14 protein-coding genes and 2 tRNA genes are annotated in these 12,857 nt (G+C 36.5%); 3 read left to right on the top strand and 13 right to left on the bottom strand.

What is annotated here, in order from left to right:
* Window positions 1-1,617 (bottom strand): chaperonin GroEL (gene groL / locus AC4GZ8_RS25925; protein ID WP_491084768.1); only part of this gene is annotated, 1,617 nt, incomplete at its 3' end.
* 54 nt (window positions 1,618-1,671) lie between these two features.
* Window positions 1,672-1,956 (bottom strand): co-chaperone GroES, encoded by a 285-nt coding sequence (gene groES / locus AC4GZ8_RS25920; protein WP_026561982.1) that lies wholly within the window; start codon window positions 1,954-1,956, stop codon window positions 1,672-1,674.
* 320 nt (window positions 1,957-2,276) lie between these two features.
* Here groES and AC4GZ8_RS25915 point away from each other — a divergent pair, with 320 nt between their 5' ends.
* Both AC4GZ8_RS25915 and AC4GZ8_RS25910 read left to right on the top strand, forming a co-directional pair.
* Entirely contained in the window at window positions 2,277-3,011 is a 735-nt protein-coding gene (locus AC4GZ8_RS25915) for a CPBP family intramembrane glutamic endopeptidase (RefSeq protein ID WP_491084767.1), read from the top strand.
* Entirely contained in the window at window positions 3,008-3,211 is a 204-nt protein-coding gene (locus tag AC4GZ8_RS25910; RefSeq protein ID WP_491084766.1) for a YdiK family protein, read from the top strand. The genes AC4GZ8_RS25915 and AC4GZ8_RS25910 overlap by 4 nt, the downstream gene beginning before the upstream one ends.
* Window positions 3,212-3,225: 14 nt before the next feature.
* Here AC4GZ8_RS25910 and tatC read toward each other — a convergent pair whose 3' ends face one another.
* The 4 genes from tatC to moaC all read right to left on the bottom strand — a co-directional run bounded on the left by tatC (window position 3,226) and on the right by moaC (window position 5,819).
* Window positions 3,226-3,972 carry a twin-arginine translocase subunit TatC gene (gene tatC, locus AC4GZ8_RS25905; RefSeq protein ID WP_491084765.1) on the bottom strand — a complete coding sequence of 249 codons (747 nt, stop codon included), beginning with the start codon at window positions 3,970-3,972 and terminating at the stop codon, window positions 3,226-3,228.
* Window positions 3,973-3,990: 18 nt separating this feature from the next.
* Window positions 3,991-4,188 (bottom strand): twin-arginine translocase TatA/TatE family subunit, encoded by a 198-nt coding sequence (locus AC4GZ8_RS25900; RefSeq protein ID WP_491084764.1) that lies wholly within the window; start codon window positions 4,186-4,188, stop codon window positions 3,991-3,993.
* Window positions 4,189-4,212: 24 nt separating this feature from the next.
* Window positions 4,213-4,857 (bottom strand): redox-sensing transcriptional repressor Rex, encoded by a 645-nt coding sequence (locus tag AC4GZ8_RS25895; RefSeq protein ID WP_491084763.1) that lies wholly within the window; start codon window positions 4,855-4,857, stop codon window positions 4,213-4,215.
* A 473-nt stretch (window positions 4,858-5,330) separates the two neighbouring features.
* Window positions 5,331-5,819: a cyclic pyranopterin monophosphate synthase MoaC gene (moaC, locus tag AC4GZ8_RS25890; RefSeq protein WP_491084762.1), complete on the bottom strand. Its 489-nt coding sequence runs from the start codon at window positions 5,817-5,819 to the stop codon at window positions 5,331-5,333.
* 261 nt (window positions 5,820-6,080) lie between these two features.
* Between moaC and AC4GZ8_RS25885 the strand changes: the two genes are divergently transcribed.
* On the top strand, window positions 6,081-8,015 hold the full coding sequence (locus AC4GZ8_RS25885; RefSeq protein ID WP_491084761.1) for an ABC-F family ATP-binding cassette domain-containing protein: 1,935 nt from the start codon (window positions 6,081-6,083) through the stop codon (window positions 8,013-8,015).
* A 510-nt stretch (window positions 8,016-8,525) separates the two neighbouring features.
* On the opposite strand, the gene tsaD is transcribed toward AC4GZ8_RS25885, so the two are convergent.
* The 7 genes from tsaD to AC4GZ8_RS25850 all read right to left on the bottom strand — a co-directional run bounded on the left by tsaD (window position 8,526) and on the right by AC4GZ8_RS25850 (window position 12,693).
* Window positions 8,526-9,548 (bottom strand): tRNA (adenosine(37)-N6)-threonylcarbamoyltransferase complex transferase subunit TsaD, encoded by a 1,023-nt coding sequence (gene tsaD, locus AC4GZ8_RS25880; RefSeq protein ID WP_491084760.1) that lies wholly within the window; start codon window positions 9,546-9,548, stop codon window positions 8,526-8,528.
* Entirely contained in the window at window positions 9,545-9,997 is a 453-nt protein-coding gene (gene rimI, locus AC4GZ8_RS25875) for a ribosomal protein S18-alanine N-acetyltransferase (protein ID WP_491084759.1), read from the bottom strand. Before rimI ends, tsaD begins: the two co-directional genes overlap by 4 nt.
* A gap of 13 nt (window positions 9,998-10,010) precedes the next feature.
* The gene (gene tsaB, locus AC4GZ8_RS25870; protein ID WP_491084758.1) at window positions 10,011-10,700 is read right to left on the bottom strand and encodes a tRNA (adenosine(37)-N6)-threonylcarbamoyltransferase complex dimerization subunit type 1 TsaB; all 690 of its coding nucleotides are present in this window, start codon (window positions 10,698-10,700) and stop codon (window positions 10,011-10,013) included.
* The gene (gene tsaE, locus AC4GZ8_RS25865) at window positions 10,669-11,154 is read right to left on the bottom strand and encodes a tRNA (adenosine(37)-N6)-threonylcarbamoyltransferase complex ATPase subunit type 1 TsaE (protein ID WP_491084757.1); all 486 of its coding nucleotides are present in this window, start codon (window positions 11,152-11,154) and stop codon (window positions 10,669-10,671) included. The genes tsaB and tsaE overlap by 32 nt, the downstream gene beginning before the upstream one ends.
* Before the next feature lie 15 nt (window positions 11,155-11,169).
* Entirely contained in the window at window positions 11,170-12,153 is a 984-nt protein-coding gene (gene thiL / locus AC4GZ8_RS25860; RefSeq protein WP_491084756.1) for a thiamine-phosphate kinase, read from the bottom strand.
* 354 nt (window positions 12,154-12,507) lie between these two features.
* Window positions 12,508-12,584 (bottom strand) — tRNA-Asp (locus AC4GZ8_RS25855).
* A gap of 32 nt (window positions 12,585-12,616) precedes the next feature.
* Window positions 12,617-12,693, bottom strand: a tRNA-Met gene (locus AC4GZ8_RS25850).
* Window positions 12,694-12,857 lie beyond the last annotated feature (164 nt).

Here is a 12,857-nt window from a genome sequence, read left to right as displayed (position 1 = left end):
TCCACCCATGCCGCCCATGCCGCTCATGTCTGGCATGCCGCCGCCTTCTTCAGGTTTATCAGCGATAACAGCTTCAGTTGTTAAGAACATAGCTGCTACAGAAGCTGCGTTTTGAAGTGCAGAACGAGTTACTTTAGTTGGGTCAACGATACCAGCTTCGAACATGTTTACCCATGTTCCGTTAGCTGCATTGAAGCCGATGCCAACTTGTTCATTTTTCAAGCGCTCAACGATAACAGATCCTTCAAGGCCAGCGTTGTGAGCGATTTGACGTACCGGCTCTTCAAGAGAACGTAGGATGATGTTAACACCTGTTTGAGTGTCACCTTCTTCTTGAATTTGAGCAACTTTGTTATATACGTTTACTAGAGCAGTACCACCACCAGAAACGATACCTTCTTCTACTGCAGCGCGAGTAGAGTTAAGAGCATCTTCGATACGTAGTTTGCGCTCTTTTAATTCAGTTTCAGTTGCAGCACCAACTTTGATAACTGCTACACCGCCAGCTAATTTAGCTAAGCGCTCTTGTAATTTTTCTTTATCGAACTCAGAAGTTGTTTCTTCTAATTGCGCACGGATTTGACTTACGCGGCCTGCGATTTGATCAGCTTGGCCAGCACCTTCAACGATTGTTGTGTTTTCTTTTGTTACAACAATTTTAGAAGCGCGTCCTAATTGATCAATTGTTGCAGATTTAAGATCTAATCCTAATTCTTCAGTGATAACTTCACCGCCAGTTAGAATAGCAATATCTTCTAACATTGCTTTACGACGATCACCGAAACCAGGAGCTTTAACAGCAACAGCATTGAATGTTCCGCGAAGCTTGTTCACTACTAGAGTTGCTAATGCTTCACCTTCTACATCCTCAGCAATTAATAATAGTGGCTTGCCTTGTTGAACAACTTGCTCCAATACTGGTAAGATTTCTTGAATGTTTGTAATCTTTTTGTCTGTGATTAAGACATATGGGTTTTCAAGAACTGCTTCCATTTTGTCAGAATCAGTTACCATGTATGGAGATGCATAACCACGGTCAAATTGCATACCTTCTACTACCTCTAATTCAGTAGAGAAGCCTTTAGATTCTTCAATTGTGATAACACCGTCGTTACCAACACGTTCCATTGCTTCAGCGATTAATTGACCTACTTCTTCATCAGCAGCAGAAATCGCAGCAACTTGTGCAATTGATTCTTTTCCTTCGATTGGTTTAGAAATAGCTTGTAGCTCTTCTAATGCAACAGCAACAGCTTTTTCAATTCCTTTACGAACAACCATTGGGTTTGCTCCAGCAGTTACGTTCTTTAATCCTTCACGGATCATTGCTTGAGCTAATACAGTTGCAGTTGTAGTACCGTCACCAGCTACATCGTTTGTTTTGCTAGCAACCTCTGCCACAAGCTTAGCACCCATGTTTTCGAAAGCATCTTCTAATTCGATTTCTTTCGCAATTGTTACACCATCATTAGTGATTAAAGGAGAACCGAATTTCTTTTCTAATACAACGTTACGTCCTTTAGGTCCTAATGTTACTTTTACAGCATCTGCTAAAGCATCAACACCACGAAGCATCGCGCGGCGAGCTTCTTCGCTAAATTTAATATCTTTTGCCATGTTTACAAGACCTCCTCAAATTTTTAAATAAAATCTATTATGTGTGCTGTACGATTAACCGATTACAGCTAAAATGTCGTTTTCACGTAAAATTAAGTATTCAGTACCTTCGTATTTCACTTCAGTACCCGCATATTTTGAGAAGATAATACGATCGCCTTCCGCTACTTCAAGAGCCACTTTCTCTCCGCTATCTAGTACACGGCCTGTACCAACAGCAACTACTTTACCTTCTTGTGGCTTCTCTTTCGCACTATCAGGAAGAACGATACCACTAGCAGTTTTTTCTTCTGATTCAACTAACTCGATAATAACGCGATCACCTAATGGCTTTAACAAGTGAAACAACCTCCTCAAATTCTTTGAATAAATGATTATTTTTTCCTTTTTATTAGCACTCACTACCTTTGAGTGCTAACACAATTATTATAATATATAAGTTCTCTTTTAATTTCAAGTATGAAGTTTAAAATTTTTATAAGAACTTTTCTTCTTTTCTATCATTTAATAAAGTCACCCTGTAAACGATATCAAAAAATGATTCTTCACCAATTTGTCTCATTCTTGAGAGGTATCATACATAGGATGACATATAGGTATGTTACAATAAGATCTGATATCTTATTAAACGGCTAACGTGCTTTACTAAGGAGGTTTACATGAAAAAGCATTATTGGTTTATCATCATTACATATATGATTCTCCAATTATCAGGGTATGCGGGGATAAAGTTGTTTAGCTTATTGAATATTGGTGGAACTGATGTAGAAAGATTTGCTTATTGGACCATCTTTAGCTTTACACTTTCATTTTTAATTATTCTATATTTTTTAAGACATGAACGTCATGCAGAAAGTCGCTTTCGCGGCGAACCTGCCTCTATAGGAGCATCCATTGGTTGGGCTATTATCGGGTTTTTCTTAGCCATTTTTGTACAAGGTCTTGCTGCAAATATTGAGGTCAATGTATTTGGTGTAGATCCCGGTTCTGAAAATACCCAGAGAATTGTAAACTTGATTGAGCTTTTTCCTTTGGTCATGCTTGTGACTTCCATAATAGGCCCAATACTCGAAGAAATTATATTCCGAAAAATCCTTTTTGGCGTATTATATACAAGAACAAATTTTTTCATTGCGGCATTGATCAGTTCTCTCATTTTTTCTCTCCTGCATGGTGAACCACAGCATGTATTGTTGTATGGAGCAATGGGCTTTACCTTTGCTTTTCTATATGTTAAAACAAAACGTATTCTCGTTCCCATCTTCGCACATGTTTCAATGAACACAATGGTTGTGATCATTCAAACTGTTTTTCGAGAGGATATTGAAAGAATCATGCAGCAAATGGAACAATTAGAACAGATGCAAGTAATTATTGGGGGCTTTTTAAAATGAGAACAAACCCTATTTCCATGGCTATTTTTTATTTGATCATGGGGTTACTTTTTATCTATTTAGCGATTAACAGTGCAAGAGATGGTATTTTTACCTTTCCAACAATTTTATTGATGCTGATTGCAACATTCGATATTGGAGTAGCCATTAGAATGTTTATTTTATCTAGAAAAATCAAAAAGATGAACATAAAAAAATGAGACTATGAACAGTCTCATTTTTTGTTTTCTTCTTCAAATCTCAATTTTTGTGACTTCCGATATGTTGCTCTTGAAACCCAAATACTAATTTCATATAAAATAAATAGAGGTATAGATACCATTAAGTGTGAAGCTAATTCAGGCGGTGTAATAAGTGCTGCGATCACTAACAGTACAAAATAAGCATATTTTCGTACTTTTGATAAAAACATCGGTGTGACGATTCCTAATCTTGTTAAAAACATAATTACAACTGGTAACTGAAAGAGCAACCCAAACGGAAGAGTTAGTTGGATTAAAAAAGAAAAGTATTCATTGATTCCAATTACTTGGTTTACATCCAATTTATTTGATATTCTTTCCATAAAATCTATGACAAATGGAAAAAGAATAAAGTATGAGAAGGCCACGCCTAATAAAAACAGGAAAACTGAAATTGGTATGTAGCTTAAGGTTACTTTTCTTTCTTTTTCATATAAGCCAGGGCTTACAAAAGACCAAAGCTGATATAAAATGATTGGCGAAGTTATAACAAACGCAATAATAAATGCAAATTTCATGTAGACCATTAATGGGTCTGTAAGATTAAATGCATTTAATGTTAATGCCTTTGCTTCGTCGGTATGCTGTAAATATATAATGATCGGTCCTGAAAGCAGAAAACCAGCAATAACAGCTAAGAAAAAGAAAACGACAACAATGACGAGTCGTTTTCTCAGCTCTGTTATATGTTCAATGACCGACATTTCATCTTGTCTCATATCGGGTTTCATCCTATCTTACTTGACTTCTTCCTTATTCTTTTGCTTAGCATCTTGATCATCGTCATCATCATCCGCTAAACCTTTCGTAGCATTTTTAAACTCTCGTAATGTATTACCTGCTGCTTTTCCTAGCTGTGGCAACTTCTTTGGTCCAAAAATAAGTAGCGCAACAAAAACGATTAATAAAAGGCTTCCGATTCCTACTGATGGCATTGAATCCATCTCCTTTGTCTATTATTATTTTTCATCATTTGGATAATGCTTTAAAAAGTAAACAAGTGATTGAAGTTCGACTGCTAAATCAATATGATGAATCCTTATTTCATCAGGAACATTGATTCGCGCGGGTGTAAAATTAAGAATTCCTTTAATTCCCTTTGCGACTAAGCGATCGGTAATTGATTGTGCAACCGCTGCTGGTACTGTTAAAATAGCGACTGTCACATCATCAGGAAGCTGTTTCTCAAGATCATCTAAATGAAAAACAGGAACTCCACCAATTTCTGTCCCCACCTTATCTTGTGCGACATCAAATGCTAAGGAAATAACAGTATTGTTGTTCTTCGTAAAATTATAATGTAAAAAAGCAGTACCTAAGTTCCCTACTCCTATTAAACAAACCTTTGTTGTTTCATCTTGATCTAACGTTTTTCTAAAAAAGGATAACAAATAATTTACATTATAACCATACCCTTTCTTTCCTAACGCCCCAAAATATGAGAAATCTCTTCGAATCGTAGCAGAATCTACCTTTACAGCATCGCTTAGCTCAGCTGATGATACACGCTGCTTTCCTGATGAATGTAAATTTTTTAAAAAACGGTAATATAATGGCAACCTCTTTGCTGTTGCCTGCGGTATTTTCGTTTGGTCTATATTCAATCTGATCCCTCACATTCACACAAACACTTAAGAAAAGCGCAAGCGCCTTGGTCATCGCCGTACAAACTGGAGGAGCATCGACTAAAGATTTAGGAAACACGGTAAGCGAAGCGAACCGATGTTGACTTATCGTAGGGAGATGATCTGAAGTTTGATAGACGATAGGCGCTGGAGCTAGACACCTATACTAAGTACAAAATTTTATACTTTCTTATCTGTTAAGAAAAGCGCAAGCGCCTTGATCAGCCCCGACAGGCATAAGATGATTTGGAATAGAAGTCGTTCTTTGCCTTCAATTTTCAAATTGACTTATGCCCTCGAGGCAGTTAAAATCGCGGCGTCCGGTCACGGTAACTGCACTCGCACGTCCTGTGCTTCGGGTCTAGGCATTGAGCTAGCCATCCAACTAAAGTACAAAACATATAAATTTTGTTACTTTGACAATAACAGCTACTCCTTTTTCACGCTTGTTGTCATCTTTCTTTTCTTAAAAAATCACCACTTTTGCCACCTGTTTTTTCAACTAAATAGGTTTCCCCTATGACCATACCTTTATTAACAGCTTTACACATGTCATAAACAGTAAGTGCTGTAATGCTTGCAGCGGTTAACGCTTCCATTTCAACACCTGTACTTCCTTTCGTTTTTACAGTTACTGAAATACATAAAGTATAAGAAGGATCCTTAACTTCCCATTCAAATTCAATATTTACACCTTTAATTGAAATTGGGTGACACATCGGAATAACGTTTGATGTTTGTTTTGCCGCCATAATGCCAGCTACCTGAGCAACGGATAGAACATCACCTTTACCAATCTCATGATGAATGACTTGCTTATAAACTTCTTCGGTAACAGTTATGCTAGTTCTAGCTTGAGCTGTTCTAACTGTTTCTTCCTTAGCAGAAATATCAACCATCTTTGCTCTGCCTTGTTCATTGAAATGAGTAAACTCTGACATATACAAATCCCCTTATACTTAGACTATACACTATTTTTTTGCTTCTGTCTGTCTTGTAATTGTGACAATTAGAGAATGATTTTTGACTTTTGTTCCTTCTATTTCCTATGAGGTACTTTTACCTCAAGTTCTCACTACCTTTTGTCACTTATCATCCAAATGAAGAGCTTTTCCTCAGATTCCTTCATTTAGAAATCTATCATTGTTGCTTATAAGTGCCTTATTAAGCTACACTTAAATCATTAGTAGAGGTGAAAAACAATGATATTGTTACAAATAAATCAACTTAGTAAATACTTTGGTGCTGATCCTATTTTATCGAATATTAAGCTAGAAGTACAAACTAGAGATAAAATTGCTCTCGTTGGCCGCAATGGAGCTGGTAAATCAACACTTTTAAAAATAATTTCTGGAGCGATGTCCTATGATTCCGGTGAAATCATTAAACCTAAGGATGTATCAATCGGTTACTTAGCACAAGATACCGGCCTGGAATCACAATTATCCATATGGGATGAGATGAATTTAGTTTTTAAGCATCTTAAATTAATGGAAGAAGAAATGCGGAATCTTGAACAACGCATGTCGACTGTTGATCCCAGTGGTGAAGCTCAAAAGTTTGAACAACTTTTAAAAGAATATGATACATTACAAGTGAAATTTAAAGAGGAAGGCGGTTATCAGTACGAAGCAGATATACGTTCCGTTCTACATGGATTAGGTTTTAGCAGCTTTAATCCGGAAACAAAAATATCCTCTTTAAGTGGCGGCCAAAAAACACGCTTAGCCTTGGGTAAATTGTTATTAACAAAACCAGATCTCTTAATTTTGGATGAGCCTACAAACCATCTTGACATAGAAACATTAACCTGGTTAGAACAATATCTGCAAAATTATCCAGGGGCTATATTGATTGTTTCACATGACAGATATTTTCTGGATAAAATTGTAACACAGGTTTATGAAATCAGCAGAAATACGAGTACTAAATACATTGGAAATTATAGTAATTATTTAACCCAAAAAGCTGAAAACTATGAAAAAGAATTAAAAAGCTTTGAAAGACAACAAGAGGAAGTTGCTAAACTTAAAGACTTTATTCAGAAAAACTTAGCTAGAGCCTCCACGACAAAACTTGCACAAAGCAGAAGAAAAAAGTTAGAAAAAATGGAGTTAATGACTAAACCCCTTGGAGATGAAAAGTCTGCAAGCTTTCAATTTGATATTGATAGACAAAGTGGAAATGATGTGTTAAAAGCAACAAATATCTCTGTTTCATATGATAAACAAAACCCTATCATATCAAATATCTCGTTTTCCATTTCTCGAGGAGATTCAATCGCACTTGTTGGTCCAAATGGAATTGGGAAATCAACTTTATTAAAGTCCATTGTTCAAAAGCTTGATGCCTTAACAGGTACGTTTTCATTAGGGTCCCATGTACAAATTGGTTATTATGATCAGCAGCAAGCTGATTTAACGTCAAATAAGCGAGTTTTGGACGAGCTTTGGGATGAATATCCACAGAAAACAGAAAAGGAAATTCGCACCGTGCTTGGAAACTTCCTATTTTCAGGTGATGATGTACTTAAGCCTGTTTCAACTTTAAGCGGTGGAGAAAAAGCAAGGCTAGCCCTATCTAAGCTGATGTTGCAAAAAGCCAATTTCCTCATTCTTGACGAACCGACGAACCATCTAGATTTAGATAGTAAGGAAATTTTGGAGAATGCTTTAATTGATTTTCCAGGTACCATCCTTTTTGTTTCTCACGACCGTTATTTTATAAATCGTATTGCCACAAAAGTATTTGAGCTATCAAGTCATAACATAACTGAATACTTAGGTGACTATGATTATTTTATAACAAAGAAGGAAGAAAAATTAGAGCTTGAGCGACTGGAAGTAGAAGAGAAAAAGAACGTTTCGCAAAATACCAGTCATTCTGCATCAGAAGGAAAACTAAACTACCAGCAGGAAAAAGAACTCAAAAAGCTTGAACGACAAAAACAACGAAGAATTGAAGAAATTGAACAAAGCATTAGTAAGCTCGAAGAAAAAATTGAAGAGAATGAAGCTTTACTTTGCGATCCAACCGTTTATCAGGACCATGAGCAAGTACAAAAAATTAACACAGAAAATGAACAACTGAATTCAGAATTAGAGCAACTAATGACTGAATGGGAACAGCTCCACTAAAACAGCGAACTTGTCTTCGCTGTTTTTCTTATTCACTGGAATATATTTCGACAAATTTCATAGAGTCTCAGATAAGTTAAAAATTTGTTATGCACAATCCACTCTTTTATCCACATGTTGAATCCTTTATTTTCAACATATCAACAGACTTATACACATTATCCACAAATTTATGTTTATTTATCCAAGTTATACACATAGGATTTTTTACTGATTTGACAGCATTTTCACTCCTTTTACACAATTCTACAAAAAATCGTTAACATCCTGTGGATAACCATCCTTTTTAAGGATATTTACAGAACATGACTAAAATTGATGTGGAGAAATATGATTTTGTCGAAAAAAGCAGAACGAAAGTGCAAGCGCCTTGGTCATCCTCGGGCAAATATAGAATAGAAGGTGTTTTTAGTCTTCAATTCTATATTTGCATATGACCTCGAGGGGCTAGAAGCTGAAGGTTTAGCCTAAAAAAACAGAACCTGATCAGGTTCTGTTTCATTTTCAAATTTAATAAGAGTTAAGCTCTAAGCCGGGATTAGCATTAAGCGCTAAATCACTTCTAACTCCTTTTTCAAAAAGAATACTTCCTGCTGCGGCAATCATTGCCGCATTATCAGTACATAAGGATAATGGTGGAATAATTAACTCTACACCTTCTCTATTTAAAAATTCCTTTTCCAATGCTGTCCTTAAGCCTTTATTCGCTGCTACTCCACCTGCTAATAGTAATTGCTTTACCTTATACTTATCCACAGCTTGTGCAGTTTTAGTTACCAATACATCAACAACACTTGCTTGAAAGCTTGCTGCTACGTCTTTTGGATCAAGTTCAATCCCTTTTTGCTTAGCATTGTGTAGTGTATTGATAACAGCTGATTTTAGACCACTGAAGCTAAAATCAAAGGATCCTTCACCAAGCCATGCTCTAGGTAGATCAATATTTGCCTGACCCTCATGGGCTAAACGATCAATATGAGGACCTCCTGGATATGGAAGCCCAATTGTTCTTGCTACCTTATCATAAGCCTCACCAGCAGCATCATCCAAAGTTTCCCCAATTACCTCGAAACTTCCATGCTCCTTCATATAAACCAATTCAGTATGACCGCCAGATACGACTAGAGCAAGTAAAGGAAATCTTAATTCTTGGACCAGACGATTTGCATAAATATGCCCTGCAATATGATGTACACCTATTAATGGAATAGAATGTGAGAAAGCTAAAGCCTTTGCTGCATTTATTCCTGTTAATAGTGCTCCTACTAAACCGGGTCCTTCTGTTACTGCAATAGCTGAAATATCATCAAATGAAAGTTCAGCTTGATTCATCGCTTCCTCAAATACAACTGTTAATTGCTCAACATGATGCCTTGAGGCAATCTCTGGAACAACTCCACCAAATCGCTTGTGACTCTCAATCTGAGATGCTACAACATTTGCTACAATTTCTCGGCCATTCTTCACAATGGCTGCAGCTGTTTCATCACAGCTAGTTTCAATTCCTAATATATATTGATCAGTTTGACTCATACTAAATTCACCCACATTACTAAAGCATCTTCTTGATTATCCGTATAATAATTTTTTCTTATGCCGCCAGGTTCAAACCCTGCTTTTTTGTATAAAGATTGGGCAATATGATTTGATACTCTTACCTCTAATGACAATCTTTTTGCTTTCATTTCCCTACTTAATTGAATAGCAAATCTCAGTAGGGCTTCACCTATTTTTCGTCCTCGATAATCAGGATGAACGGCAATATTGGTGATCTGGGCATCGTCCATAATGACCCATAGCCCACAGTAGCCAATAACTTGTTCCTCAAGTTCTACGACTACATATTTTGCAAATAAATTTTGCTCTAATTCATAATATAAGGACTCTTTTGTCCAAGGTGCAGAAAAGGATAGACATTCAATTTGGTATACTTCGTCAATGTCCTCTTTTCTCATTTTCCTAATTGTGAATTGATTTTCCACTATAGCCACCATCTTACTTTTGTTGCTCCAGCCACTTGGCTTCAGCTTCAGCTAGTCTGATATAATTCGGAACAAGATGATGAACATCTGTTGCTTCTTTAGTTAAACCAATAAGTCCTAACTCGCTCGGTCTTGGATTATGTAATGCCACATTTGCTATTGCGGCTTTATCTCCAAGCATTTCTATTATCGTGTCTTGGTGGATATGAATATCATTTCCTAAAAATAAAATACGATTATCCCTCTTTAATAAATTACTCACCCAATCAGTTAAAAGTAAATTTTGGTCATTCTCAACTGTGGTTAATTCATTATTAACGTATTGATATAAGCCTGTATAGACTTGTCCTCGTCTTGCATCAAAAATCGGTGAAATAAGTCCGTCAAAATACCGGCCATTTGCAGCTAAAATTTCTAAACTAGATACTCCTACAATAGGAACCTGAAGAGCCCATGCCATTGTCTTTGCAATCGAAACTCCTATACGAACACCAGTATATGAACCCGGTCCTGTTGCAACAACTACTTTCTCTATATCCTTCGGTGTTAGATCACAATCATGTAAGAGACGTTCAATAGCAGGCATTGCCCGAACTGAATGATTCTTCTTTAAATTCGTTATATATTCTCCAATAACAGCCTTTTCTTCAACAATGGCAATTCCAAGCACATTATTCGTTGTGTCTATTGCTAATGCTTTCATCATTTAACTCCTTACATAGTTCAACATAATGAGGCCCTTTAGGTGTCATAATAATTTTCCTAGTCGTATCATCCACATAAAGAATCTTTATATCCAATCGTTCATCTGGAAGTTGATCTTCAATTAAATGAGCCCATTCCACTACAGTTATCCCATTTCCATGAAAATACTCATCAAAACCAAGGTCTTCATCAGCATCTTCAACACGGTACACATCCATATGATACAAGGGCAATCTGCCATCTTTATATTCTTTTATAATCGTAAATGTAGGGCTATTCACATTTCTGCTTATTCCAAGACCTTTCGCAAGTCCTTTAGTAAAAGTTGTTTTGCCAGCACCCAAATCCCCTTCAAGTGTAATGACATCTCTTTCTTTTAGTTTCTTTGATAAGAATATTGCAATCGCTGTTGTATCTTCAGTACTTTTTGTTATAAATTCATATTGTTCCACTTTTCCTCACCTAACTTATTTTTTAAAGTGGTTATACCCTAGTTTATCAAGTTTTATATAGCCTTGATTCTTTGTATTTAATAATACTCCTTTATGATTAGATTGAACTGTCCCTATTTTTGTCACTTGTACGCCTATATCATCACAAGCATGTTTCAATTTCTCCCATGACTCTTGTGAAGTCGTCCCAACTAGCTCGAAATCTTCTCCACCATATAGAACCCAGCTTTGGATATTATAGCTTGATTGTAATGATAAGAGTTCACCGCTTATAGGAAGGGCCTGTTCATCTATTGTAATCCCAACATCACTTGCCTCAGCAATCTCATTTAATTCACTTGCAAGTCCATCACTTACATCGTTTAATGATGCTCTGTTTAATCTCCCCGCAATCCTTCCAACTTTCACTTGAGGAGTTGGCATTTTATGCTTTTGGATTAAATATGTTTTTAATGATTGAGTATGTACAGTAGCTTCGCCTAATAAAATAGCTAAACCTGCAGCAGAATCACCGATTGTTCCCGTTACAAAGACGATATCATCTTTCTTTGCTTTACTTCTTAGTGTGCTTCGCCCCTGCTCCACTTCTCCAATTACTGTAACAGTAATCACGAGTTTATCTGTGGTAGAAACTGTATCGCCACCTAATAGATCCATTTTATATTCTCCTGATAACTGTCTCATTCCCTCATAAATTCCTAAAAGTTCATTTTCATGCCAATTAGGAGGAACAGCTAATGAAACCAAATAATAAAGAGGTGTTGCTGCCATTGCAGCTAAGTCACTTATATTGACAGCCAAAGCTTTGTATCCTACTTCAAAAGGGGAAGATAGACCTCTAAGAAAATGTACACCTTCAACCATTGTATCTACACAGACTACTTGTTGATAACCTTGAGATGATTCATAAATAGCTGCATCATCTCCAATAGCCACTTTTACATTTTGCTGAAAAGTACGATTTGGTTTTACTTTGTTTATAAAATCAAATTCATCCATTTCGATCTCCACATTCTATTATTTTGACCTATGAAAAAACCTTAGGAGTATTTCCTAAGGAAGCAATTTTTCGCAAAAAACTATTACTTAGTTTAACCAAGTTTGACACATTCTATCGTACCATATTTAATCTAATCGTGGTATTAGTAAGATTATAGTTCAATATCTATTAACTAAAGACATAAAGAAAACTCGCCGATTGGCGAGCCTGGAAACGCGAATGCAGAGGCGATGTGCCCTTATACTCTACATACTTAAAATTGACCACTACCTCGAATCTTTTCTAGGCTGTCAATTTATATTTTTTATGTATAAAAAAACGAAACAACTTTGTTTCGCAAGCAATCAATTATATGGCGGTCCGGACGGGACTCGAACCCGCGACCTCCTGCGTGACAGGCAGGCATTCTAACCAACTGAACTACCGGACCATAAACTATTTTTGATGTGTAAACATTATAATTGGTTGCGGGGACAGGATTTGAACCTGCGACCTTCGGGTTATGAGCCCGACGAGCTACCAGACTGCTCCACCCCGCGACGATAAAAGGTAAATCATAATTTCTATGCACTTTGTTACTTATTATCTATTTGGACCGTCCCGATTTCAGAAAGCTTAGTCAAGATGCTGCTCAATCGGTAAGCTGAAGTGATTCGATGAAGCATATTCATTCGTGCTCCACCCCGCGATAATAAAAGCATAC

Source organism: Metabacillus sp. RB-C-LZQ-3-1, from assembly GCF_058315175.1.
This window is presented reverse-complemented; position numbering and strand designations above follow the sequence as displayed.

What these genes read in the sequence shown, in the direction of transcription:
- AC4GZ8_RS25915 (WP_491084767.1), top strand. Translation starts at nt 2,277, where the DNA reads ATGAAAAAGCATTATTGGTTTATCATCATTACATATATGATTCTCCAA.
- AC4GZ8_RS25910 (WP_491084766.1), top strand. Translation starts at nt 3,008, where the DNA reads ATGAGAACAAACCCTATTTCCATGGCTATTTTTTATTTGATCATGGGG.
- tatC (WP_491084765.1), bottom strand. Translation starts at nt 3,972, where the DNA reads ATGAGACAAGATGAAATGTCGGTCATTGAACATATAACAGAGCTGAGA.
- AC4GZ8_RS25900 (WP_491084764.1), bottom strand. Translation starts at nt 4,188, where the DNA reads ATGCCATCAGTAGGAATCGGAAGCCTTTTATTAATCGTTTTTGTTGCG.
- moaC (WP_491084762.1), bottom strand. Translation starts at nt 5,819, where the DNA reads ATGTCAGAGTTTACTCATTTCAATGAACAAGGCAGAGCAAAGATGGTT.
- AC4GZ8_RS25885 (WP_491084761.1), top strand. Translation starts at nt 6,081, where the DNA reads ATGATATTGTTACAAATAAATCAACTTAGTAAATACTTTGGTGCTGAT.
- tsaD (WP_491084760.1), bottom strand. Translation starts at nt 9,548, where the DNA reads ATGAGTCAAACTGATCAATATATATTAGGAATTGAAACTAGCTGTGAT.
- tsaB (WP_491084758.1), bottom strand. Translation starts at nt 10,700, where the DNA reads ATGAAAGCATTAGCAATAGACACAACGAATAATGTGCTTGGAATTGCC.
- thiL (WP_491084756.1), bottom strand. Translation starts at nt 12,153, where the DNA reads ATGGATGAATTTGATTTTATAAACAAAGTAAAACCAAATCGTACTTTT.